Raw genomic sequence first — 24,819 nt, 5'->3', positions numbered from 1 at the left:
AAAATTATTCAACAAATGAAGTTTGTTCATCTGTTGTTTCAGATGGCACTGAATCAGCATCTGCGCCTTTCTTCGACTCACCTGCACCACCTGTAACGAATTTAGAAATGAGATCTTCGATTTCCATCGTACTTTGTGTATTGCTTATTTGACCATCACGCTTCAAGTAGTTGATACCACCACCTGGAACGATTTTTAAATATTTCTCACCTAACAAACCATTGGTTGCGACCATTATGTAAGCATCTTCATCAATGTTAGTGATGGATTTCATGTTATCTATCAGTTGCTTTTCCATTACTTTTTGTTGTGCTGGATCTGCTGCTTCATAATCTGAACTGTAGTGTAACTCTTCAAGCGCATTCTTTTGTACTTCTTTTAATTGCTCCGCATTAAATGAAGTTAAAGTACCATCAAGCTTGAGATGTACCGTGGCTAAACGCGTCATTGGATCAAGTTTAATATCTTCAACTTCACCCACTTTCACACCGCTTAGAGCAACTTTCGCACGAGGTTTAATGCCATTGACGTTATCAAAAGTCGCTGTCATGTTATAGCTGTCTTGAAGTTTAGTTCCCATCAAGCCACTGACTTTCATCGCCAAGAAAAATAATGCCACACCAAATAAAATGACAAAAATACCGACTGCTAGCTCACTAGTACGTGATTTCATTAAACACCTCCGAACATGACCGCAGTCAACACGAAATCAAAACCTAATACGCAAAGAGATGAATACACCACTGTGCGAGTTGTTGATGTTGCAATACCTTCTGACGTTGGCTCACAAGAATAACCTTGATAAACGGCAATCCATGTACAAATCAAGGCAAATACAAAACTTTTAATAATGGTACCGTTAAAGACATCCTTATAGAATTGAACAGCATTTTCCATTCCACTCCAATAAGAACCCTCATCTGCCCCTAGAAAATCGACACCCACCATCTTGCCACCCATGATACCAACGGCTGCAAAAATGACAGCCAACATAGGTAAGCTAAAAATACCAGCCCATAAGCGTGGCGAGATAATTCGTTTAAGTGGATCAACCCCGATCATTTCCATGCTCGAAAGTTGTTCTGTCGCCTTCATTAAACCAATTTCTGCGGTCAATGCGGAACCTGCACGCCCTGCAAAAAGTAATGCAGCGACTACCGGTGCAAGTTCACGTAACAAGGTTAATGACACAGCAGCACCCAGCATCGCTTCACTACCAAAGGTCACCAAGATGCTGTACATCTGCAAACCTAAAACAGCACCGATAAATAAACCTGACACCACAATGATCAGCAATGACATGACACCAACACGATACATCTGATAGATGAATAATTTCACACCAATCCAAGTTGGCATTGAAAATAAAATCCTGAGTAACATGATGGTCGCAACACCAATTCCCTGCACACGCTCAATCACGCGTCTACCTAATAAGGCAATAGCATTCATGAACGCACCTCTTTATGCAAATAAGATTGATGGCTAAATTGATAATCAACAGGTCCTTCGACAGAGCCTGTTAAAAACTGTTTTACAAATGGCGATGCATGCTGACGCAACTCCTCAGGCGTACCTTCACCCTGAACCTTACCTTCAGCAACCACATAGATGTAATCTGCGATAGATAAAGTTTCCGTCACATCATGCGACACGATAATGGTGGTTAGATCCAAAGCTTCACGCAGTGAACGAATTAAACGTGTCAAAACACCCATGACAATTGGGTCTTGGCCTGCAAAAGGCTCATCGTACATGATCAGATCTGGATCCAGTGCAATAGCACGTGCCAAAGCAACACGGCGGTTCATCCCCCCCGATAACTCTGAAGGCATCATTTGTTCTGCACCACGCAAACCCACGGATTCTAATTTTAATGCAACTAATTCTTGGATTAAATGTTCAGGGAGTGCCGTGTGAGCACGAATTGGAAATGCGACATTTTCATAAACAGACATATCTGTGAATAGAGCCCCACTTTGAAAAAGCATGCCCATACGTGCACGTGATGCAAACAACTCAGGACGACTCATTTCTGCAATGTTTTTACCATCGAGTAAAATCTGCCCTTGATCTGGGCTGAGCTGTCCACCAATCAGTCTAAGCAAAGTCGTTTTACCTGTGCCTGATGGTCCCATGATGGCTGTAATCTGTCCGCGACGTATTTTTAAATTGACATTATCGTAGATGACACGCTCACCACGATTAAAACTCAAATTCTTAACTTCAATAAGCGCCTGAGCATCAGGCAGCGTTTGATTATTCATAGCTGAGCGAGTTCCTGCAATTTATCAGCCCGCATACTATACTCTTAATTAGCTGAATTTTGATGTTATGAAAGGTTAATAAAATTTAGGCACTATGATAGCAGTATTCTGATTTTATTATAATTATACTAGTTTATAAAAAGTTAAGATTGTTCAGACAGATCACAGGGTTAAAGCTGAAGAACGAAAACTCTAAATAGCAATGCTATATAAAAAGTAAGAAATATTAGCAATAACAAGTAGTGAAAATATATATATCATTATAGAACCTACATTTAAAGTAAGCGACAAAGTCTGTGTTTGGTTGTTCATAATTTACTTTTTATTTTTAAAATATGACTTGGTTAACATTATTTTAACATGCCGTTTTTTAAAAGCAATAAAAAAACCAGTCCGAGGACTGGTTTTTTTATTTATTTAGAAAGTCTTAATCGTTGAATTTACGACGTGGACGATCTTCCCCACCTTCACGACGAGGGCGGTCAGGATTGAATTCGCGACGTGGACGATCTTCTGCACCCAATGTACGTTGTGGACGATCACCGAAACCACCTTCACGACGTGGCGCTGGACGATCACCGAAGTCACGCTTTGGACGATCAGCGAAACCACCTTCACGACGTGGTGCTGGACGGTCGCCAAAATCACGCTTTGGACGATCAGCAAAACCACCTTCACGACGTGGCGCTGGACGGTCACCAAAATCACGCTTTGGACGATCAGCAAAACCGCCTTCACGTGGTTTGTAATCTACACGGTTGCCACGGTTATCATCGTTAGAGCGAGGACGATCACCGAAACCACCTTCACGACGTGGAGCTGGACGATCACCGAAATCACGCTTTGGACGATCATCGAAAGAACGTTGTGGACGATCACCAAAACCGCCTTCACGACGTGGCGCTGGACGATCACCGAAGTCACGACGTGGCGCGGCACGATCAGCACCAAATGCTGGACGTTCGCCACGAGGTTTGTCATCGAATGTACGCTGTGGACGATCGCCACGTGGTTTATCATCAAATGAACGTTGTGGACGATCACCGCCACGACCACCACCAAAGCTACGACCGCCGCCATCACGACCACGACCACCGCCGAAACCGCCACGACCACGACCACCGCCATCACGACCGCCGCCATCACGACTACCGCGTGCAGGAGGTGGAGATGGCTCAAGACCTTCGATTTCAGATACATTTAAGCGTGCATCCAAGAAATCTTCTAAAGCACGGATTTTACCGCGTTCACGGTAAGTCGCTAACGTGATTGCTTTACCAGTACGACCCGCACGACCTGTACGACCAATACGGTGTACATAATCTTCGTTCTTCATCGGAAGACCAAAGTTAATGACGTGAGAAATCGTTGGAACGTCAAGACCACGTGCAGCAACGTCAGTTGCAACTAAAATCTTTGCACGACCTTCACGGATGCTACGTAAACGACGGTTACGTACAGTTTGTGGCATAGCACCATGAAGCGCTACAACAGAAAGACCAGCTTCAGCAAGCTCTTCAGCTAACATGTCTGTATCTTCTTGAGTTGAAGCAAATACAACTGCTTGATCAACGTCTTCGCCGTTTAACCAATGCGTTAATAATTTTTTCTTGTGCTCAAAACCATCAGTCCAATGCAAAGTCTGAGTAATATCAGTATTTGTAGAGTGACCTGTTTCGATTGCAATACGAACTGGATCGTTCATCATGCGTTCAGCGAGGCTAACAATACGACCCGCAAATGTCGCAGAGAACATTAATGTTTGACCACGGTTACCCGCTAAATCACTGATCGCTTCTAGGTCTTCAGAAAAACCTAAATCAAGCATACGGTCAGCTTCATCGACAATTAATGCTTTAACTTGATCAAGTTTAATTTGACGACGGTTCACTAAGTCAAGTAAACGACCTGGAGTCGCTACAACAACTTGTGCACCTTTTAACTGTTGAATTTGTTTACCAAAAGGCATACCACCCATGATCGCAGCAATACGCATACCTTTCATATGACGTACGAAACCGATTGCATCTTGGCTTACTTGTTGAGCCAATTCACGCGTTGGGCATAAAACTAAAATTGAAGGTGCAGTTACAGCACGCATACGATCTTTAAAAGAAAGAAGCGTATCTTCATCACCTGCCAATGTATGTAATGTTGGCAATAAGAATGCAGCAGTTTTACCAGAACCTGTTTGGCTTGATACAAGAAGGTCTTTACCTTCTAAAGCAGCAGGAATTGCTTGTTCCTGAACAGGAGTAGGCGCAGTAAAGCCTAAAGTTTGAAGTGCTTGTTGAAGGGATTCGTGTAGTTGAAAATCAGCAAAAGTTTTGCTCATAGAGTGTTTCACCCGAAAATAGGGTGCTCCATTAAATATAAAGTCTGATGGACATCGGCAAAAAGCGGCACAGCAATAATCGCTGAAAATATAGAATCAGCGGCGATCCGAGAACGACGATGCGTATAACGCACACATGATTACAGCCTGAACCTGAAGGAATCGCTTTAGCGATTGGGTGGGGCGCGAAATAGTGTCCTCTCGATGGACCGGACGCGCATACACAATATAGAAGAGAATGTTCAGGTAATGAACGAAATTTAGTGCGTGAGCGGAGTATAACAGATTTTTTTATAATGTCATTAAGTTTTACTACTTTTTACATTTTATATAAATGATTTAATCTTATTAGTGAACTTCTGCTTCCTTAAAATCATAATTCAAAATAAAGAAAAGCCCTTATAAATAAGAGCTTTTATTTAGTTCATGAGACAAAAAACATGAAATATTTTTTTCAAATTTGAGTTGCTTATTTAGCAGCTTCGCCCCAAGCAGGTACAACTGCTTGCATTAACGGCTTTAACATTTTCATAGAACAAGCCAATACTTGGCCATTTTCCATTGAATCTGTACCACCGCGAGCATCAACCATTGTTCCGCCCGCTTCGTTCACAAGTAATTCGCCTGCTGCAATATCCCACGGCTTCAAACCAAGCTCGAAATATCCATCAAAGCGACCTGCTGCAACATAAGCAAGATCCAGTGCAGCTGAACCCGTACGACGGTATTGAGCACCCGCTTCTGTCACATTGAGCAATGATTCAAAATGATTTTTTGCATATGAAACCACTTCACCGTTGCGAATTTTACGATAAGCATGACCGACTGAAAGGAAAGTGTTTGCTAAGCTATCTTTTGTGTTCACACGGATACGGCGTTGATTCATCATTGCACCGCGACCACGGCTTGCAGAGAACAACTCATCTTTCACAGGGTCATAAATCACGCCATGCTGAGTGATCCCTTTATGCTGAACCGCGATAGAAATACAGAAATGTGGTACACCATTGATAAAATTCAATGTGCCATCTAAAGGATCAATAATCCAACACCAGTCTGCATCGTGACCATTGCCTTCTTGCAAACCAAATTCTTCACCTAAGAAGCTGTGATTTTTATAGCTTTTTTTCAGTGTTGCAATCGTCAATTCTTCTAAATAACGGTCAACACGCGTTACAGGGCCATCGATACCTTTTTCTTCAACCTGCAGATCGATTTTATGACGATTCTGATGTGCTTTTAAAAGCTCTTGACCAACTGTTTGAGCCGCACGCGCAGCCATAACCACCATAGGTTCCATTGAACACCCACTACAAATTTGAAGAAACTGATAAAGAATAATGCATAAAAGCGCCGGCATTTTAACAAATATCGACGCTTTTAGGGGAAAAATGTTTTTAAAATTTTAAGTCAATTAAATCAAACCAATTGTATGGTATTTAACCACGTTTGTTTGATCGATTTTTCAATGCCTTGCACATCAAGTCCACTCTCTTTTAACATTTCACTATGCGTGGCTTGAGCTTGGAATAGATCTGGTAAGCCTAAGTTCAATATTGGTTTCACAATCTGTGCTTTAGCTAAATATTCATTCACCGCACTACCCGCACCTGCCATCACTGCATGTTCCTCAACAGTAACAAACAATTGGGTTTTCTCTGCAAAGCGTTGAATGACTTGTTCATCAAGCGGTTTCACAAAACGCATATTGATGACGCGGATTGCAACATCTAATTCTTTCGCTAAAACTTGCGCGCTTTCAACAGCCACACTGACTCGGCTACCAAATGCCAGAATGGTAATTCCATCATCATGTTCTGAGTTTAGTTCTAAAACAACTTCAGCTTTACCAATTTCTAAAGTGCTTAGCTCAGATTGAATCTCAACCCCTAAGCCGTTACCACGCGGATAACGCACAGCCGCTGGACCATTATACTGATAAGCGGTATGTAACATTTGGCGACATTCATTCTCATCTTTTGGCGCCATGATCACAATATTCGGTACAGTACGCATAAAGGCATAGTCATATGCTCCTGCATGCGTTGGGCCATCCTCACCTACCAATCCTGCCCGATCAATACCAAACGTCACATCTAGATTTTGCAAAGCGACATCATGAACGAATTGATCATAGCCACGTTGCAAGAATGTTGAATAGATTGCAACAACAGGTTTGAGTCCTTCACATGCCATACCCGCAGCTAAAGTCACGGCATGCTGTTCTGCAATCGCGACATCAAAGAATCGCTCAGGGAATTGCTTCGCAAATTGAACCATCCCAGAGCCTTCGCACATCGCAGGTGTAATCGCCAGTAAGCGATCATCTGATTGTGCTTCATCACACAGCCATTGACCAAAGACATCCGAATATTTAGGTGCTGTATTTGATGATGCAGTCGCATTGATTTTAGAAATGGCGTGATATTTAATTTGTTCAGATTCAGCCGGTGCGAAGCCTTTGCCTTTCTTGGTATAAATATGGACCAGACGCGGACCTTTGCGTTTTTTTACTGCATTCAATACTTTGACCAAACCATCGACATCATGACCATCGAAAGGGCCAAAGTAATCAAAACCAATAGCGCTGAATAAATTATCTGCCGCATCGGTTGCAGATTGATGTAAACGAGAATTATAAGACCACTCAGGATGTTGCTCGATATAAGGCACACCGTTCTCATCAATCTGTACCGAATGTCCTTTTTCCCAAATGGCAGCCAAATGTTGAGCAAAACCACCTGTGCTACATGAGATCGACATATCGTTGTCATTTAACACCACGATCAGATCAGCATTGTGTGCGACTGCATCATTCATCGCTTCGAAAGCCATGCCCGCTGTCATTGCACCATCACCAATGATTGCAACCACTTCGCAAGGATTTTTTAAATGACGACGAGCCAAAGACATGCCCAAGCCTGCCGAAATTGCAGTGGATGAATGACCTACACCAAAGGTATCAAATTCCGACTCTTCACGTGCTGGAAAAGCAGCTAAACCATTTTTAGAACGAATTGTTGTAAGCTGTTCACGGCGACCTGTTAAGACTTTATGTGGATAAGCTTGATGCCCCACATCCCAAATCAAGCGATCATGTGGCGTATTAAAGCAATAATGTAATGCAACGGTTAACTCAATCACACCTAAATTTGCGCCAAAATGTCCACCGCTTTGACCAGCTGCATACAAAATAAATTGGCGTAACTCATCCGCGACTTGAACCAATTGGTTTTTCGCTAGCTCGCGCAATTGTAATGGATGATCAATAGCATCCAACAAAGTTGTCACTGGGCGTTGAGTAGGAATCTCGGTATACAACATATGTAGCAATGCCTTCTAAAGCCTGGCAAATCCTAAGCTAGGTAAAATGGGTTAACTCGATTCTTAATCGTATGTGAACATACAAAGAATCAAAAAAAATTACCGTCAATCAACCACATTTATATTGGTGCATTATTAAGCAGCTGCTTAATCGGGCGTCGTTAGGTAAAGTAGATTATCCTGAATAACCTTGGTACTTATCAACTACTATTATGTGCATTATACAAAAAAAGAAAATGTTCTGATTAAATTTACTCACACTACTACCACCAAGGTCGTAACATTAAGCTATACTTTAGTTAAATTATGAACATGTAATGGAAGTCGCTGTGCCTATCGAGTTTGTTGCTACATCACAATTACCTACTGCTTTTGGTGATTTCAAAATCACAGTTTTCCAGGATCCTCAAACAGGCGAAGAACATGTAGCACTCTCAAAAGGTTTAGAAACAGCACCCAACTCACCTGTTTTGGTTCGTATTCACTCTGAATGCTTAACGGGTGATGCCTTTGCTTCGTTGAAGTGTGACTGCGGTCCACAGTTACAAGCCACTCAAAAACTGATTAATGATGCAGGTCAAGGCGTGATTCTTTATTTACGCCAAGAAGGTCGAGGAATTGGGTTAACCAATAAAATCCGTGCCTACGCCCTGCAGGATCAAGGTCACGATACCGTAGATGCCAATTTATTGCTGAATTTGCCTGCAGATGCACGTCGCTATGATATGTGCAGTATCATGCTGGATCACTTACAAATCAAACAAGTCAAGCTACTGACCAATAATCCTTTGAAGATTAAAGCATTAACAGATCTAGGCATTGACGTAGTTGATCGCGTCCCATTAACAGTTGGGCTAAATAAATTTAATGAAGATTACTTAAAAACCAAGCATGAACGCATGTCGCACATGTACGATAAAGAAGATTTCTAAGCTTAAATCAATCTTGATTAAAAAAATCTCCCATCAAATTAGGGAGATTTTCTATTAAATGGTCATCGAAAATATTCGATTCTCCGGCATACGTCGTTTTAGTTTCAAATCAAATGCCATACAGATATTCCGTACAAAGGGCTTTCCTACCTCAGTCACATGGATCGAGTCTTCTTTAACGACAAGCAATTGATCCTGTTGCATCTCGCTTAATTGATTGAGCACATCGGGCAATTCTGGAAAGTTCATTTTCGAATCAGACCATGACGTTTCAAAACTACACATTAGATTTAAAATATGTTTTCGAATCACCAGATCTTCATCTGACAAATGATGTCCACGATAAACTGGGATTTGTCCTTGTTCTAAACACGCATAATAATCATCAATATTCTTTTCATTCTGCGCAAAGCTATACCAGCTATCACTAATCGATGACACACCTAGCCCAATCATAACTTGAGTCTTAGATGCGGTATAACCCATAAAGTTGCGATGCAATGAGCCTGAGTGAAATGACTGATACATAGGATCTTCTTTCAGAGCAAAATGATCCATGCCAATTTCATGATAGCCCTGCTCAAGCAGTTTATTTTTGCCTTCCTCATAGCATTGACGTTTCATTTCATCCTTAGGGACATCGTGATCTTTAAAGCCACGTTGTCCATTGCCTTTAATCCAAGGCACATGCGCATAACTATAGAATGCCAAACGATCTGGCATTAAAGAACGGGTTTGCTCAATCGTATTTAAAACATCGTCTAAGTTTTGAAATGGTAGACCAAACACCAAATCATGCGAGATCGAGGTGTATCCAATTTCTCTCGCCCATTCAGTGACTTGCTTTACATGCTCAAACGGCTGAATCCGATGAATCGCTTTTTGTACTTTTTCGTTGTAGTCCTGAACACCATAACTGACACGGCGAAAACCCAAATCATAAAGGGTCTGCAAATGTTCTTTTGTTGTATTATTTGGATGTCCTTCAAAGCTAAATTCATATTTATCCGCAATTTTTGCTTTAGATAATATGCCTTCAATGAGCCGTTTAAGATGTTCCGCTGAGAAAAATGTCGGCGTTCCACCACCCAGATGAATTTCCTTAATCATAGGCTGATCAACAAGAAGCTGACAATACAAGGCCCATTCTTTTAAAACAGCTTGTATGTAAGGCTGTTCAACCTCATGCCGCTTAGTGACTTTTTTATGACAGCCACAAAAAGTACACAAGCTTTCGCAGAAAGGTAAATGAATATAAAGACTAATGCCTTGTGTTGTATTCGATTCATCAAATGATCGCTTGAGCGACTGCTTCCACAAATCCAATGAAAAACGATGCTCATCCCAATAAGGTACTGTTGGATAACTGGTATAACGTGGCCCAGGAACATTATATTTCTGAATGAGATAATTCAGTGGATTCGACATTGCAATGGCCCCATGACAGTTAAATATAACAGCAGCATGAATATGCTTTGACTCATTGTGCTGAGCTTTATCAATCAATTCAACCTAGTAACTCAGTCGGAATAAGTTCTATTTTCATTATTCAATCGCTTGTGGATATGAAAAATTCATGCGCTAACGATCACAAAGATCGAGAAAATCACCTTAATTTTTAAGTTAATTTATGGTTTGATGTATTCAGTTTTTCTTTTAGCCAAGAGGCTTGCCATGTCGAACCCTACTTCTGTAGATATTCAACGCGTCCGTGAATTTCTTCTTGATTTACAAGCACGGATTTGTGCAAGCTTAGAACAACAAGAGATTGCAGGCGGTGGCACTGCAACCTTTGAAATTGATGATTGGGAACGTCCAGAAGGTGGCGGTGGTCGCTCACGTGTTTTGCAAAATGGAACTGTGATTGAAAAAGGTGGTGTGATGTTCTCTCACATTAATATTTCAAAGCTCCCCGCTTCCGCAACTGAGCGGCATCCTCAAATTGCAGGTGCCAAAGCCCAAGCCATGGGCGTATCACTGGTGATCCATCCCAAAAATCCGAATGTCCCTACCTCTCATGCAAATGTCCGTTTATTTGTTGCGGAAAAAGAAGGACAAGATCCAATTTGGTGGTTTGGAGGTGGTTTTGATTTAACCCCATTCTATCCAAATGATGAAGATGTGCTGTCATGGCATCAAACCGCACATGATCTATGTGCGCCTTTTGGTGAAGACGTCTATGCTGAACATAAAAAATGGTGTGACGATTACTTTTACCTAAAACATCGTGACGAACAACGAGGTGTCGGTGGTTTATTTTTTGATGATTTAAATCAATGGGATTTTGAAACTTGCTTCAAGTACATTCAAGCCGTTGGCAATGGTTACTTAGAAGCCATCTTACCAATCTTTAAACGCAATCAAGATAAAGCCTATACCGAGGCGCAACGTGAGTTCCAACTGTATCGTCGTGGACGCTATGTCGAATACAACTTGGTTTATGACCGCGGTACGCTATTTGGGTTACAAACAGGTGGTCGTATTGAATCCATCTTGGTTAGTCTCCCACCGCTAACGGGTTGGTCTTATCGCCCTGAATGGAAGGAAGATTCACCTGAGAAACGCTTAACAGATTATTATCTAAAACCAAGAGATTGGTTATCTGAGCTGAATAAATAATCCATAATGATTACTATCATTAGCCATATAAATCCCATGCTCATCATGGGATTTATATTTATAATGTATTAGGACCTAGCGTATTTGACAAATTTAACAAAGCTTGCATCCCGTTTTCATAAATAAAAAATACTGACATGACTGCATGCTAGATTCCGATTCATTTGCAAAATAAATATATGTTGTCACATTTTTGACATGCTTGACCGCATATTATGTGTCGAAATAGCGTACACTGTAGTCGACATTATATTCATACATGGTTAGAACAATTTGCATCTCAATGGCAGATTTTTCGGTTCCATCTTTGAGGGAACTCTCATGCCAAGCAACAAAATCAGTTCTACCGCTCTCATTTTTTGGGTACTTCTCATCGCATTTATTAGTGCAATTATTACAACTATATTTTCTGAAAGTCTCTTCAATGATAGTTTTGGAATTAGCCTTATCGTTTTTACAACCGTTGGATTGATTATAAATATTTCTTATTTATGTATCCGCACCCTTAACGATATCTGTAATCCGACACATTAATCTGCAATTGACTCTTTAGTCCTTTTTGAATGTTTCATTTTATAGTTCTGGCTTTAGTACATCTCCAATTTGACGTATATTGATGACCATTTTCAGCACATGGACTTTGCGTAATGAGCAAACAATTTGCAGTCATTGGTCATCCGATTGAACAGTCTCGTTCTCCTGAACTTCACCATGCGTTCGCCCAGAAAGTCGGGATCGACTTACAATATTCAAAACGCCTTGCTCCTATCGATGGATTTGTTGAAAGCATTCAAGATTTCTTTTCAAATCATGGCGTCGGAATGAATGTCACAGTCCCTTTCAAAGAACAAGCTTTCGCACAATGTGATGTCCTCACAGAGCGTGCAAAAATTGCCAAAGCTGTAAACACATTATGGATGCAAAATGGCAAACTCCATGGTGATAATACCGATGGACAAGGCTTAGTTGATGCAATTCAGGCTCTAAACTGGTCATTAGAAAACAGTTCGATTCTGATTCTTGGCGCAGGTGGCGCAACTCGTGGTGTAATCTACCCATTGTTTCAAGCTGGCGTAAAAAAAATTGTGATTGCCAATCGTACTATAGCTCGTGCTGAGCAATTGGTTGCAGACCTTCAGAGCGCTGTTCCTGAATGTGAATTATCCGCAATTTCTTTAAATGATTTGGCGGGTGACTTTGATTTTATTATCAATGCCACCTCTGCAAGTCTTTCGGGTGAAGCATTGATTCTCCCACCAGCGTTACAATTTAAACATGCTTATGAAATGGCATACGGCAAGCCTTCAAGCTTTATAGATCAAGCTAAGGAACGTGGCGTTGCCTATTCAGAAGGCTATGGCATGTTAGTTGGGCAAGCGATTGAGTCATTTTCGATTTGGAATGGCGTTAAACCCGATTTAAATGATTTTATCTAAACACTTTAAGCATTGAATGTAATAAAAAAAGAGCCTGAATCAGGCTCTTTTTTTTGGGTGTTTGCGTTATTTTAAACCCGCTTGAGATACCACTTGGTAAACCTGTTTAAACAGATCGTAATCAATATAGATCAGCGTATTTTGATCTAAATGCTGGATGACCATTTCATCAAATTTTCGCTGATTAAATGCCACATAAGCTTGACCTAAGATATCAGCGGTCTTTTTCATTGCAACCAGATCAACCTCATCATCTGCCAAGTCATGTGTCAGTTTAAATTGCGTTTGATAGTAGTGCGAAAAGACTGTCTCAGTTGATTTGTATTTTTTTTGGAGCTGTTCAATGTCATATTGAGGTTGCTGCGCATCAATCACGGTTGTCACAAGCTCATCCACACCACTGCCTAATGCTTCATCAAAAACATTTTCAGCCTCAAGCATTAAGTGATGTTTTTTCTGCAAAGCTTTATTTTGTTGAAGTGCTGTACCTTCTAAATTATACCGCTCTTCATCTGAAAATCTATACGCATACACAGCCGCAATCTCTTGCAAGTCTTGGGCAGAATAATATTGAACAACTTCTGGCTGTTCAGCCGCCAATTTAGCAATGAACACCGCCTGATAAGTTTTTTCATAAGAACCTGTATTTGCATAAGTTTGCTCAGCCAACTGAGCCAGTTGTTCATCCCAACTCATGCTAGAGGTGCCTTCTGAATTCACCTTTTTAGTGGAATTCAATAACTGAGCAAGCGAGCTATTTTTAAATGCTTTCGCAAAAGGCTGAGCTTCCCGAAGTTGCTGTCGATCAATTTTGGTGGCCTGACCATAATTAAATAACTCCATACTTAAATTCATTTTAAACTTGGTCGATGGATGAATCTCTTCGGCATTCATCTGTATATCATAATCCAGATCTATGGCACGACCTTGAGCATCCAGTACCACATCTACAACAATTGGATTACGCTGCTGTGAATGACCTAAAGCTTGATTAATTTCAGGCAAATGTGTGGTCCATAGCTGTTTAAAATGCTCAGCATTAATAAAATCACCATTGTTATAGACCGAGAAAACTTGTTCTAATTCTGCTTGTACACCCTTAATCCCTTTGTTTTGGTCAGCGGTTTCATGACTGATTAAATCAACAGCATAAAACTGCTTACAATATTCAATATCACCTATTTTTGCCTGTTGCTTTGATTCAGCCAACGTAGAACATTTCTCTTCTGAGAGCGCTTCCAGTGCTAACGCATGTTCTTCATCTTCCCATTCAGCTGTCGTGGCACCGACTTGACTCACTGGCGCTGAACCTACACTCTCACGCTCTGCTTCAGCCTCAATCACATCATCCGAATTAGGATTGTCATTGAAATGGTTATTCACTACATCATATAACGCCAGCATGGCTTGCTCTGCCATAACTTCAGGATGTGAATCAATCTCTTTTGCTGCTTCATGAGCAGCATCAATTGCCTCACGCTCTACATCTGATTTTTTATCCTGCAACTTTGCAATTTTCGATTGATCTATTTTTAAAATGGAGTTCATCAGATAGGTGCGATTCACCGAAGTAAATAACTCTGAATGCAATAGCCATTCTTCAGCTGTAGCACGAATCCTTATTTTTTCAACACCCCCTTGTTTGATTTCTTCAGCACTTAGGGGTAATTGTTCAAATTGACGATCAGGTGTGAGCAGATAAGACACAGCACTAATTTCTTTGAGAAATTGAATCAATGCTTTTTGATCAAGATCGGATACCAATGGCGCAAATTCAGAAAAATCAAAATAAGCAAATCGATTGCTTTGCGATGGATCAGTCAGAAACGGTAAGACAGAATTGATATTGGTATAAAACTTAAAATTTTTAAAATCTAAGACGGATGGTATACGAGCTTGAACCAATAAATTGTCTTTTTGATATTTTGCAGCGATGTTGAATGTCGCCATTTGCTGACGATAATTCACAGTACCATCATAATCGAACTGTAAATTATTAAAAATATTTTGGACGTATCTGTAGGTTTCATCCTCATCACTCGACGGGTGTGATATACCTGTTTGATACTGTGTAATCGAATGAAAGATTGCCTTTTTTTGTTGATTATTTAATTTAATATTTTGTCGCAGTAAATATTGATCGAGCTTTTTTTGCAGTTGATGATCTAGCACTGCACTATTTTTTGTTTTTTTTTAATTTAGATTTCGGCTCAGTTATAGACAACTGAATCGCCATACTGCCGCGATAATCAAATTCAGGATAATCATAAATAGCGTTAGTTCCGTCGATAAGACGCTGTACTGTATTCGCATTATGCTGAGTTGAATTGGATTTTATGACATGAGAACTACAACCTACTAAAGTAAAACCCGCCACGCAAATAGTTAAATATCTTAATTTCATTATGTATCTCTAAGCCTTATTATATATAGATTTAGTCATTTTTTTGTTATCAACAAGAAAAATAAGTGAGGATAATTATAACAAAAAAAAGAATAAATACTCATGGGAAAATTAAAGTATTACTTGCATTTCTGACATTTTTTTTAATCGCAATTATCAATGTATTTTCGTTATATAACGCCAATAATGCATATATCGATTTAATCGTCCAAATTTTTCAAATTAGGAATATACCCATGCCAGCATATAAAGCGCCCGTCCGTGATATTCGTTTCTTAATGAACGAAGTCTTCGACTACCCTGCGCACTATAAAACGCTAAGCAACGGCGAATCTGCAGATTCAGATACGATTGATATGATCATTGAAGGTGCAGCAGACTTTTGTGAAAATATTCTGTCACCACTGAATCAATCAGGTGATGAAGAAGGCTGTCACTTTAAAGACGGTGAAGTCACAACGCCAAAAGGCTTTAAAGAAGCTTATGACCAATTTGTTCAAGGTGGTTGGCAAGGGCTGTCCTATCCTGAAGAGTTCGGCGGTCAAGGACTACCCATGTCTTTGAATTTGGTTAAATCAGAAATGATGGGAACGGCGAACTGGTCATTTACCATGTATCCAGGTTTAAGTATGGGCTGTATGAATACCATCATGCAGTTTGGTACTGAAGAGCAAAAAAATACTTATATGCCTCATCTAACTGCGGGCACTTGGTCAGGTACGATGTGTCTCACTGAACCTCAATGTGGTACAGACTTAGGTCAAGTGAAGACCAAAGCCGAACCGACAGCAGATGGTGCATACAAAATTTCAGGGACGAAAATTTTCATCTCGGCAGGTGAACATGATCTGACTGAAAACATTATTCATATTGTACTTGCTCGCCTACCAGATGCACCAGCAGGAACAAAAGGCATTTCATTGTTCATTGTACCCAAATTCATTCCAACAGCAGATGGTGGTGTCGGTGAACGTAATCCTGTGACTTGTGGTTCAATTGAACACAAAATGGGGATTCGTGCTTCTGCGACAGCGGTATTGAACTTCGATGAAGCGATTGGCTACTTGATCGGTGAGAAGAATAAAGGTTTACATGCCATGTTTACCTTTATGAACACTGCACGTATTGGGACAGCGGTTCAAGGTTTAGCGCATGCTGAATTGGCATTCCAAGGCTCTTTACCGTATGCAAAAGAACGTATGTCTATGCGCGCACTTTCAGGTAAAAAAGAACCAGAGAAAGTCGCGGATTCAATCATTCACCACGCTGATGTACGTCGCATGTTGATGACACAAAAAGCGATTGCCGAAGGCGGTCGTTCAATGATCTATCATGCTGCACAGCTTGCAGACAAAATGACAGATGCTTTAGCTCAAGGTGATCAGGCTAAATTCGATGATTACGATGATAAATTGGGTTTCTATACCCCAATCCTTAAAGGTTTCTTAACCGAACTTGGCTTAGAAGCAGCAAATCACGGTATGCAAATCTTTGGTGGTCACGGTTATATCAAAGAACACGGTATGGAACAGATCGTACGCGATGCACGTATCTCGACGTTGTATGAAGGTACAACAGGTGTTCAAGCGCTTGATTTAATCGGTCGTAAAGTGCTTTTGTCTTCTAAAGGTAAAGTGGTTCGTGACTATACCGCTGAAATCTTAAAATTCTGTGGTCAACATGCACGTAACAAATACATGCGTCGTTTTGCATGGGACTTGACCAAAGCGTGTGCTCAATGGAATGCGTTAACTGTTCGTATCATGCTTGCAGCACGTAAAGACCGTGACATCGTATCTTCTGCATCTGTAGACTATTTGATGTTCTCTGGCTATGTGATGATGGCGTACTACTGGGCTCAACAAGCGGCTGTTGCTTCAGCAAAATTGGCATCAGGTGAAGGTTCTGAAACACCTGAGTTTTATAAAGCTAAAATCAAACTCGCAGATTTCTATTTCGAGCGTTTGTTGCCTCGTACGCAAGGTCATGCTGAATCTATGGTCAATCCATCGAAGACTTTGACTTCACTTGCGCCTGAACACTTTAGCTTTGATTACTAATTCTTAGTATTGCTAATGTGATCAAAAAGACCGCTAATGCGGTCTTTTTTATTGAGGTATATTGCTTATACGTTAAACAATCTCATGTTTATACAAAAAAATAACAGCTAAATAAAAGTGTCCCAGTCATATTTTACTGTTCATTAAAAATATTTCCTTTTTAAAACAAAACCTTTAATTGAAGAGTTAATCATATGAATAAGATACTCATCGCATCGATGTTTACTACATTTACATTGAGTAGCCTCATGTTTAGTTCACTCAGCTATGCCAAAACAGATACTCAGAATCTAACAAACAAAGCTACTTATCCAACTCAAAACTTAAATTACAGTGCAAGCGGATCTGCTGAAGTCAAGATTCAACGTCCAGTAGATGAAGTTTTTCAAATCTTAACTGATGTGAATCAATGGCCTAAGATTAATCAAGGTGTGACTCAGGCCATCGAGCCAAAAAATATTAAAGTTGGAAAAAACACCGTGTTTAAAGAATCCATCGCCAGTCCAATCTCAGGAATTAAAAACTGGACCAATGAATGGCATGTGGTTGAGTTTGAAAAAAATAAAAAGTTCGTCATTGCTGGAATTGAGCAATTCGCGCAAATTCCGATTCACTCAAAAATTACTTACGAGTTTGAGCGTATTGACTCCAAAACGACTGAATTTGAACGTACCATTGAGGTTACTTTAGATGAAAAATTTATTCAGGGTTCAACCAAAGTTGAAGTTGAAGCACTGTATCGTTTTATAGGTTCTCAATGGGAGATGGCGAATCATTTAAAACACTATATTGAAGCTCAAGCACTTGTAAAATAGTGAGTTTGATCCCTATCTATTTTGATTTATCCCACATATATTAAGGAGAAATACGGTTAAAAATACTTCACTCAATGGATGAGTCGCTCTATGATTTTAAATGCATTGCCAACGCTCAATCGGAAAATGGCAACATTGATTGGTCTGACTGCGATTCTCTTTTGGAGTACCAATGTCGGTCTTATCCGCAGTGTCAGTGAAAGCTTTGGAGCCGTAGGTGGAGCAGCGCTCATTTATAGTGTTGCCTCAGTCATCTTATGGATGACTGTTGGACTACCTAAACTATCTAGTGTACCTCAGCCATATCTATGGTGGGGTAGCCTAATGTTCGTCAGCTATGAATTGTGTTTTGCCCTTTCCATTGGTTATGCACAAAATAATCGCCAAGCCATTGAAGTGGGTATGGTGAACTATCTTTGGCCAACGTTTACCCTAATTTTTGCGATCATCTTTAATAACGTCAAAAGTAATGTCTTGATATTTCCTGGCTGTATTTTAGCTTTAGTCGGCATTTGCTGGGTTTTAGGTGGCGAGGCTGGATTTGATCCCATGCAGATGTACCAAAATGTACGACTAAATCCGATCAGTTATGGACTTGCCTTCCTGGCTGCGATGATTTGGGCCGCCTATTGCTCCATTACCGTCAAAATGTCGCAAGGCAAAAATGTGGTGACTTTATTCTTTGCCCTCGCCGCGGTTGTACTCTGGATTAAGTATTTATTCATAGGTGAAGCAACACTACATTTCACCTACCAATCTAGCATGATGCTATTTATGGCTGCGGGTGCATTAGGTTTAGGCTACGCCGCTTGGAATGTTGGAATTATTTCAGGCAATCTGACCTTACTTGCGGGTGCATCCTATTTCACACCTGTGCTATCCGCTGTGATCGCTGCAATCCTGTTAAACACATCACTGTCCTTTGCCTTCTGGCAAGGTGTATTTATGGTGACTGCAGGCGCAATTCTATGTTGGTTTGCCACCAAATCCCAAACACCGCCACCTTAGAAGATATCGCTCAAATAAAAAGACTTCAAATTTTATAACTTGAAGTCTTTCATTCCTAACAGCATTCAGAAATAAAGCATCAATGACTTATTTTCAACTAGTTAAAGCTCATCTTTAAATTACAGATCTTTCACTTAACTTACTTTTTAAATTCTTTAATTTCAATGGGCTTATCTTTCACAAGCTCAACAGTACCTTCCTTTATACCATTAAAATCTTTAAAGTGGATTGAGACACCCGCTTCATTTGCTAATCGAATTCCACTTCCTGAAACAACGCGTTTAAGTTGGTAGGTTTGATCCGAATTATCCGTTAACTGTGCTGTTTCAAAATTATCAGTGGTTTTTAATCCGATCGTAAGATCGTTAGGTCCTGTAAAGTGAATCTCTTGTTCTGCTTGGGCTGTTTGCTCGATCGCAGTTGCTGTTTCATTATTTGCTGTGTTAGTTGCTGTATTTGTTGACGTAGCGGGACTCGTCGCTTGTTCAGCAGAAGTCGGGGTAGTCGCTTCTTTCTTGTCTGCACAACCAACCAGTGCAAAACCTAATAATGCGGTTGTTAAAAAATATTTCATGTCATCACCTTGAAAGAATTAAAAAATGTATTTGATCATTCTCTCAACAGATGTCGATAAAATCAGGTTTGCTTACATTCGAAGTATAAATTTTAACGTACCAACAGATTTCTTCATCAATTCCTTACATTCAGTTCAGCCCTTATAAGAATTCTTGTAACACTGAATTGAGGAATATATGCCCTTGTTCACTGCAAGCAAGACGATTCTCATCATCCACCATTAACTGTCTTTGACGTAGAGAGGTTAAAACTGGCTCAATATGAGATAAATTTAATCCTGTGCGTTCTGTATAAATTTTAGCATCTACACCCTCATTCAGACGTAGCGCATTCATCATAAATTCAAAAGGCATTTCCTCAGCTTCAATTTTTTTGAACTGCAGGTTTTCAGCAGGAACTTTAGCCAGATAATCTTTGGGTAAACGTGTTTTTTGAAAACGATAAACACCATCTTTCAGAGTGACTTTGCCATGTGCCCCTGCTCCAATCGCCAGATAATCTCCAAATTCCCAATAATTTAAATTATGCGCAGATGGCTTTTCTTTACGCCAAGCGGATACTTCATAATTGATGAAACCATTGGCTTTTAAATATGCCTCACCCTGCTCTTGAATGTCTTCAAGCACTTCATCTACAGGTAAAATGGGCTGAGTTCTAAAGAACACCGTATTGGGCTCAATGGTCAATTGATACCAAGAAATATGCGTTGCCCCGCTTTCCACCGCAAGCCTTAAATCTAAAAGTGCCTGTTCAAGTGACTGCTCTGGCAAACCATGCATTAAATCCACATTAATACGCTCAAAGCCTGCCTCATGCGCATTCTTAATCGCAGAAATCGCATCGTTATTCGAATGAATTCGACCCAATTTCTCTAAATGATCAGTATCGAAACTTTGTACTCCGATCGACAGTCGATTGATCCCTACCGCTAAATAATCGGCAAACGGATCATGTTCCACTGTACCTGGATTGGCTTCTAAAGTGATTTCACAGCCATCTTCAAAAGGAATGATGACTTGGAGTTGTTCGAACAACCATTGATAGCCTATTGCTGAAATAAGCGATGGTGTTCCCCCACCAATAAAGACGCTATGAATTTGGCGACCTTGAGTAAAATCAACCTGCGTTTTAAAGTCCTCAACCAAAGCCTGTAAATATTCCTGTTCAAGCTCCACAGATAACGCACCGTTCGGCACTGCATGAGAATTGAAGTCACAGTATGGACATTTACGCACACACCACGGCATATGGATATATAGAGACAAAGGAATAGATGCAGGATTTAAATCAGCCAAGGAACAAGCTCAAAAATTTCAAAATCACATTTTAACATGTCTACATCACTACACTGCCGATATTGTTTTAAATTTACTTTAGACTAATTTATAAGCAATAAATGGATAATATGGATGTTAAAAATATCAAATCATTTGCTCTTATTTTTGCCGCTCGCCTTTGGAATTGGCATTGCTATGTCCATTCAAACAGCGATCAATACACAACTTCGCGAATTTTTATATTCACCCTTACAAGCTGCCCTTTTATCATTTTTCATTGGTACAATACTGCTCGCCGTCATGGTGTTTTTTCAACAAGTGGAAAAACCAAGTCTTGAACTGATCTCACAAATCCCTTGGTATTTGTGGATCGGTGGATCACTTGGTGTTTATGCGATCAGTATGAGTTTATATACTGCTCCCCATTTAGGCTTTCTGACATTGTCCGCTTTAATTATTTTTGGACAGATTCTGACTTCTATGATCATCGATCATTTTGGTTTTTTAGGGGCTGATCAAACACCGATTAATGGGCAACGCTTACTGGGTGGCGTGGTGATTTTTATTGGTGTGCTTCTCACTTTACAACGCTAAACCTTACATCTAAGCACATAAAATATATGAGTACTTTTTGTGTCTAATGTTTCATCTGCGACATCATTGAGCTATGAATTAAAAAAATTATTTCATTTGATGATCCCCATTTTAATTACGCAATTTTCTCAAGCGGGTTTGGGACTTATTGATACCATTATGGCGGGGCATTTGTCTGCAACCGACCTTGCTGCGATTGCTGTGGGTGTGGGTCTTTGGATTCCTGTGATGCTACTTTTTAGTGGAATCATGATTGCAACCACACCTCTGGTTGCTGAAGCATATGGTGCTCGAACACCTGAAAAAATCGCGACCATTACACGTCAATCATTATGGGTCGCTTTGGTATTGGGGATTATCGCGGGATTAATTTTGCAACTACTCCCTGCAACCCTACCGATTCTAGGCGTCCCTGAATCATTACAACCTAAAGCCGGGTTGTTCTTACATGCGATTGGTTTTGGTATGCCTGCAGTGACGATGTATGCAGCATTGCGTGGCTACTCTGAAGCCATTGGACATCCTCGACCTGTGACAGTCATCAGCTTATTGTCGCTATTGGTGCTGATTCCGATGAACTATCTCTTTATGTATGGTTTAGGATCAATTCCTGCTTTAGGTAGTGCTGGCTGTGGTTTTGCAACAGCGATTTTGCAATGGATGATGTTTATTACATTAGCAATTTATATTTTTAAAAATAAGGTTTACCAAAGTACGCAACCGCTGACCCATTGGGAGAAAATTAATCCTTATTGGCTAAAACGTATTTTAATGCTCGGCTTTCCTATTGGTTTAGCTATTTTTTTTGAAGTGAGTATTTTCAGTACTGCTGCAATTGTTTTAAGTCCTTTGGGCGAAACCATCGTGGCTGCACATCAAATTGCCATCTCGATTACCTCACAACTGTTTATGATTCCCATGTCACTTGCGATTGCGTTGACCATCCGTATTGGTACTTATTATGGAGAGCAAAATTGGGGGGCTATGCGCAAAGTGCAATGGATTGGTTTGGCAACAGCTACCATTTTGGCATTGATGACCATGATTTTACTGTGGGTGTTCAGACATCAAATCGTGGCGCTTTATACATCTGACGCAGTCGTGACTCAAATTGCGGTTTATCTCGTTCTATTTGCTGTGGCGTATCAACTGATGGATGCATGGCAAATCAGTGCCGCAGGATGTCTTCGTGGTATGCAAGATACTCAAGGTCCTATGTGGATCACCATGATTGCATATTGGGTCATCGCCTTCCCTGTGGGTGTTTATTTGTCTCGCTTTACTGATATGGGACCTGCAGGTGTGTGGATTGGACTGATTGTCGGTTTAAGCATTGCATGTGTGCTCTTACTCACACGACTGTATATGAATAATAAACGCTTAGAAGCCTCATCACCCCACGCTTAAAAACATTTTTAAAATGATGTAAAGCAGGATTGAGTGATGATGGATCGACCTGCTTAGAATCTAAAATAGAGCCTGAATGATCAGGCTCATTTTTTGTATATCGAATAAATAAAGTACTTCTATAATAAACAAAACATATAAACTTGCGAAAAATTGATATAAATCACACATCAACTATCGCTTAATATTTAAACTAAATCACAATTCATCAATCTGGTTCAATCATGAATAATGCGACCACTCGCATCTTATCTTTAGATGGCAACAATGCTCAACCGCATACTATTCGTGCAAAAGCATTTGTATTTCATGATCCTATTTCACAGCAACTGTTCCATCTGATCGAACGATTAGCCCCCAGTGATGCTCCGATTTTAATTCGAGGTGAAACAGGTACAGGCAAAGAGTTAGTGGCACGACATATACATGAATTGAGTGGGCGTAAAGGTCCTTTTCTGGCGGTGAACTGTAGTGCAATCAATGATCAGTTGGCTGAAAGCGAGTTCTTTGGACATGAAGCAGGTTCATTTACCGGTGCAACTGGACAGCGTAAAGGTTGGTTTGAATCAGCAGACGGCGGAACGCTTTTTTTAGACGAAATTGGTGATTTACCACTGAAATTACAAGTCAAATTACTGCGTGTACTGCAAGAAAAAGAGGTGGTTCGTGTCGGTGCAAGACAGGCAATTCCCATTCATGTTCGGCTACTCACCGCAACCAACATTGATCTGGATCAAGCAGTGAGTGCGAAAAGGTTTAGACAAGACTTATTGTTTCGAATCAATATTGCTCAATTAGAACTGAAACCTCTGCGAGAACGACAAGGTGATATTTTACCTTTATTTCAACACTTTATTGATCTCTACAGCAAAAAGGCCCAACGCATTGAACCGCTCAAGATATCATCAACGGCAATCGCACTGTTATATCGTTATCCTTGGCCAGGTAATATTCGTGAGCTTGAAAATATCGCACACTATGCGGTATTGGTTGCCGAAGGAAATACCATTAAAAAAGAACATTTAAAGTTCAATAAAATTTTTGAAAATTTTGAATATATTCCAGTAGCATCTGCAAAATTGGATCAATGTGACCTAAGCCCTTATGACATTATTGAAGCACAGTTAGAAAAAATATTTTCTTCTTCTCACATTCCTGAAAACATTTGGGATCGTTTGGAAAGTATGATTATTGCGACGTCATATGATTACTGTTATCAAAACCAAGTCAAAACAGCCGAGCTTTTAGGCATCACGCGCAATGTCATCCGAACTTTATTAAAACGACATCACCTTTTGCATGAAAGACGACATTTTAATATTGAACAAAACACCTAAATTGTTATTTCACTTTATTTGAAATGCTGGAAAAAAGGCGCTCTACGGGTTCAAATACCGCCTGTATTTTGCATCGGTTCTGCATTGCTTCTGCATCTTCCTAACGTAGTAAGTCAGGACATGGTTTTAAATCAAAATATTTTTAAAAATCTAAAATTCACGCGATTGTCTTCTTTGAAACCATTTTCCACATCAATATCGCGTCTACAGGTCAGCAACAGATGGGTTGTCGCAGTTGGAGAATATCCTCCACCTAACCAAAATTTGGATTGTGTCGTGCTATCAGCATCCACACCTTTCACTTCGGTATCACCTGCATCACTATAAAAAAGTCCTGCAGGTAGGTCTGCTTTTTCATTGAGGAAAAAGGTGCCGCATCATAATCACCTGAATCTAAGTCGACGGCAGAACTTGAAATGGAGAGTGTT

20 protein-coding genes are annotated in these 24,819 nt (G+C 40.2%); 9 read left to right on the top strand and 11 right to left on the bottom strand.

Annotation, left to right across the window (positions count from 1 at the left end; translation table 11 throughout):
• Positions 1–4: 4 nt before the first annotated feature.
• The 6 genes from mlaD to dxs form a co-directional block, all read right to left on the bottom strand.
• On the bottom strand, positions 5–673 hold the full coding sequence (mlaD, locus tag AC5YD2_RS02140) for an outer membrane lipid asymmetry maintenance protein MlaD (RefSeq protein WP_496124740.1): 669 nt from the start codon (positions 671–673) through the stop codon (positions 5–7).
• Entirely contained in the window at positions 673–1,452 is a 780-nt protein-coding gene (gene mlaE / locus AC5YD2_RS02135; RefSeq protein WP_496124739.1) for a lipid asymmetry maintenance ABC transporter permease subunit MlaE, read from the bottom strand. The genes mlaD and mlaE overlap by 1 nt, the downstream gene beginning before the upstream one ends.
• Complete coding sequence (locus AC5YD2_RS02130; protein ID WP_496124738.1) at positions 1,449–2,267, bottom strand: ABC transporter ATP-binding protein; 819 nt, start codon at positions 2,265–2,267, stop codon at positions 1,449–1,451. The genes mlaE and AC5YD2_RS02130 overlap by 4 nt, the downstream gene beginning before the upstream one ends.
• 427 nt (positions 2,268–2,694) lie before the next feature.
• Positions 2,695–4,602, bottom strand: coding sequence for a DEAD/DEAH box helicase (locus AC5YD2_RS02125; RefSeq protein WP_496124737.1), 1,908 nt, complete (start codon positions 4,600–4,602; stop codon positions 2,695–2,697).
• 469 nt (positions 4,603–5,071) lie between these two features.
• A complete protein-coding gene (locus tag AC5YD2_RS02120) occupies positions 5,072–5,902 on the bottom strand; it encodes an inositol monophosphatase family protein (protein WP_496124736.1) in 831 nt (276 codons plus the stop codon).
• Positions 5,903–6,021: 119 nt separating this feature from the next.
• A complete protein-coding gene (gene dxs / locus AC5YD2_RS02115; protein ID WP_496124735.1) occupies positions 6,022–7,926 on the bottom strand; it encodes a 1-deoxy-D-xylulose-5-phosphate synthase in 1,905 nt (634 codons plus the stop codon).
• Between the two features lie 329 nt (positions 7,927–8,255).
• Between dxs and ribA the strand changes: the two genes are divergently transcribed.
• The gene (gene ribA, locus AC5YD2_RS02110; RefSeq protein WP_496124734.1) at positions 8,256–8,858 is read left to right on the top strand and encodes a GTP cyclohydrolase II; all 603 of its coding nucleotides are present in this window, start codon (positions 8,256–8,258) and stop codon (positions 8,856–8,858) included.
• Between the two features lie 54 nt (positions 8,859–8,912).
• Here ribA and hemN read toward each other — a convergent pair whose 3' ends face one another.
• Complete coding sequence (hemN, locus tag AC5YD2_RS02105; RefSeq protein ID WP_496124733.1) at positions 8,913–10,286, bottom strand: oxygen-independent coproporphyrinogen III oxidase; 1,374 nt, start codon at positions 10,284–10,286, stop codon at positions 8,913–8,915.
• Positions 10,287–10,532: 246 nt separating this feature from the next.
• Between hemN and hemF the strand changes: the two genes are divergently transcribed.
• Both hemF and aroE read left to right on the top strand, forming a co-directional pair.
• Positions 10,533–11,477, top strand: coding sequence for an oxygen-dependent coproporphyrinogen oxidase (hemF, locus tag AC5YD2_RS02100; protein ID WP_496124732.1), 945 nt, complete (start codon positions 10,533–10,535; stop codon positions 11,475–11,477).
• Between the two features lie 647 nt (positions 11,478–12,124).
• A complete protein-coding gene (gene aroE, locus AC5YD2_RS02095) occupies positions 12,125–12,913 on the top strand; it encodes a shikimate dehydrogenase (protein ID WP_496124731.1) in 789 nt (262 codons plus the stop codon).
• Positions 12,914–12,979: 66 nt separating this feature from the next.
• Here the strand turns inward: aroE and AC5YD2_RS02090 are convergent, their stop codons facing one another.
• Both AC5YD2_RS02090 and AC5YD2_RS02085 read right to left on the bottom strand, forming a co-directional pair.
• On the bottom strand, positions 12,980–15,085 hold the full coding sequence (locus tag AC5YD2_RS02090) for a hypothetical protein (RefSeq protein WP_496124730.1): 2,106 nt from the start codon (positions 15,083–15,085) through the stop codon (positions 12,980–12,982).
• 4 nt (positions 15,086–15,089) lie between these two features.
• Positions 15,090–15,317 carry a hypothetical protein gene (locus tag AC5YD2_RS02085; protein WP_496124729.1) on the bottom strand — a complete coding sequence of 76 codons (228 nt, stop codon included), beginning with the start codon at positions 15,315–15,317 and terminating at the stop codon, positions 15,090–15,092.
• 236 nt (positions 15,318–15,553) lie between these two features.
• Here AC5YD2_RS02085 and AC5YD2_RS02080 point away from each other — a divergent pair, with 236 nt between their 5' ends.
• From AC5YD2_RS02080 to yddG, 3 genes are all read left to right on the top strand, one after another.
• Positions 15,554–17,377: an acyl-CoA dehydrogenase C-terminal domain-containing protein gene (locus tag AC5YD2_RS02080; protein ID WP_496124728.1), complete on the top strand. Its 1,824-nt coding sequence runs from the start codon at positions 15,554–15,556 to the stop codon at positions 17,375–17,377.
• 194 nt (positions 17,378–17,571) lie between these two features.
• On the top strand, positions 17,572–18,192 hold the full coding sequence (locus tag AC5YD2_RS02075) for an SRPBCC family protein (protein WP_496124727.1): 621 nt from the start codon (positions 17,572–17,574) through the stop codon (positions 18,190–18,192).
• A gap of 90 nt (positions 18,193–18,282) precedes the next feature.
• On the top strand, positions 18,283–19,200 hold the full coding sequence (gene yddG, locus AC5YD2_RS02070; RefSeq protein ID WP_496124726.1) for an aromatic amino acid DMT transporter YddG: 918 nt from the start codon (positions 18,283–18,285) through the stop codon (positions 19,198–19,200).
• A gap of 139 nt (positions 19,201–19,339) precedes the next feature.
• Here the strand turns inward: yddG and AC5YD2_RS02065 are convergent, their stop codons facing one another.
• Both AC5YD2_RS02065 and hemW read right to left on the bottom strand, forming a co-directional pair.
• Positions 19,340–19,774, bottom strand: a complete 435-nt coding sequence (locus AC5YD2_RS02065; RefSeq protein WP_496124725.1) for a hypothetical protein — start codon at positions 19,772–19,774, stop codon at positions 19,340–19,342.
• A gap of 142 nt (positions 19,775–19,916) precedes the next feature.
• The gene (gene hemW, locus AC5YD2_RS02060) at positions 19,917–21,071 is read right to left on the bottom strand and encodes a radical SAM family heme chaperone HemW (protein ID WP_496124724.1); all 1,155 of its coding nucleotides are present in this window, start codon (positions 21,069–21,071) and stop codon (positions 19,917–19,919) included.
• 114 nt (positions 21,072–21,185) lie between these two features.
• On the opposite strand from hemW, the gene AC5YD2_RS02055 reads away from it, so the two are divergent.
• From AC5YD2_RS02055 to AC5YD2_RS02045, 3 genes are all read left to right on the top strand, one after another.
• The gene (locus AC5YD2_RS02055) at positions 21,186–21,647 is read left to right on the top strand and encodes a DMT family transporter (protein WP_496124723.1); all 462 of its coding nucleotides are present in this window, start codon (positions 21,186–21,188) and stop codon (positions 21,645–21,647) included.
• Positions 21,648–21,686: 39 nt separating this feature from the next.
• A complete protein-coding gene (locus tag AC5YD2_RS02050) occupies positions 21,687–23,054 on the top strand; it encodes an MATE family efflux transporter (protein WP_496124722.1) in 1,368 nt (455 codons plus the stop codon).
• A 224-nt stretch (positions 23,055–23,278) separates the two neighbouring features.
• On the top strand, positions 23,279–24,391 hold the full coding sequence (locus AC5YD2_RS02045) for a sigma-54 interaction domain-containing protein (protein ID WP_496124721.1): 1,113 nt from the start codon (positions 23,279–23,281) through the stop codon (positions 24,389–24,391).
• The last annotated feature ends 428 nt before the right edge of the window (positions 24,392–24,819 follow it).

The organism is Acinetobacter sp. CY73, assembly GCF_059515865.1.
Note: the sequence above shows the minus strand (reverse complement) of the source record. Positions and strands in the feature narration are given on the sequence as shown.

Bases quoted from the DNA above. Each gene is read 5' to 3' on its own strand.
- mlaD (WP_496124740.1), bottom strand. From the start codon at position 673: ATGAAATCACGTACTAGTGAGCTAGCAGTCGGTATTTTTGTCATTTTA.
- mlaE (WP_496124739.1), bottom strand. From the start codon at position 1,452: ATGAATGCTATTGCCTTATTAGGTAGACGCGTGATTGAGCGTGTGCAG.
- AC5YD2_RS02130 (WP_496124738.1), bottom strand. From the start codon at position 2,267: ATGAATAATCAAACGCTGCCTGATGCTCAGGCGCTTATTGAAGTTAAG.
- AC5YD2_RS02125 (WP_496124737.1), bottom strand. From the start codon at position 4,602: ATGAGCAAAACTTTTGCTGATTTTCAACTACACGAATCCCTTCAACAA.
- AC5YD2_RS02120 (WP_496124736.1), bottom strand. From the start codon at position 5,902: ATGGAACCTATGGTGGTTATGGCTGCGCGTGCGGCTCAAACAGTTGGT.
- dxs (WP_496124735.1), bottom strand. From the start codon at position 7,926: ATGTTGTATACCGAGATTCCTACTCAACGCCCAGTGACAACTTTGTTG.
- hemN (WP_496124733.1), bottom strand. From the start codon at position 10,286: ATGTCGAATCCACTGAATTATCTCATTCAGAAATATAATGTTCCTGGG.
- hemF (WP_496124732.1), top strand. From the start codon at position 10,533: ATGTCGAACCCTACTTCTGTAGATATTCAACGCGTCCGTGAATTTCTT.
- aroE (WP_496124731.1), top strand. From the start codon at position 12,125: ATGAGCAAACAATTTGCAGTCATTGGTCATCCGATTGAACAGTCTCGT.
- AC5YD2_RS02085 (WP_496124729.1), bottom strand. From the start codon at position 15,317: ATGAAATTAAGATATTTAACTATTTGCGTGGCGGGTTTTACTTTAGTA.
- AC5YD2_RS02080 (WP_496124728.1), top strand. From the start codon at position 15,554: ATGCCAGCATATAAAGCGCCCGTCCGTGATATTCGTTTCTTAATGAAC.
- AC5YD2_RS02075 (WP_496124727.1), top strand. From the start codon at position 17,572: ATGAATAAGATACTCATCGCATCGATGTTTACTACATTTACATTGAGT.
- yddG (WP_496124726.1), top strand. From the start codon at position 18,283: ATGATTTTAAATGCATTGCCAACGCTCAATCGGAAAATGGCAACATTG.
- AC5YD2_RS02065 (WP_496124725.1), bottom strand. From the start codon at position 19,774: ATGAAATATTTTTTAACAACCGCATTATTAGGTTTTGCACTGGTTGGT.
- AC5YD2_RS02055 (WP_496124723.1), top strand. From the start codon at position 21,186: ATGTTAAAAATATCAAATCATTTGCTCTTATTTTTGCCGCTCGCCTTT.
- AC5YD2_RS02045 (WP_496124721.1), top strand. From the start codon at position 23,279: ATGAATAATGCGACCACTCGCATCTTATCTTTAGATGGCAACAATGCT.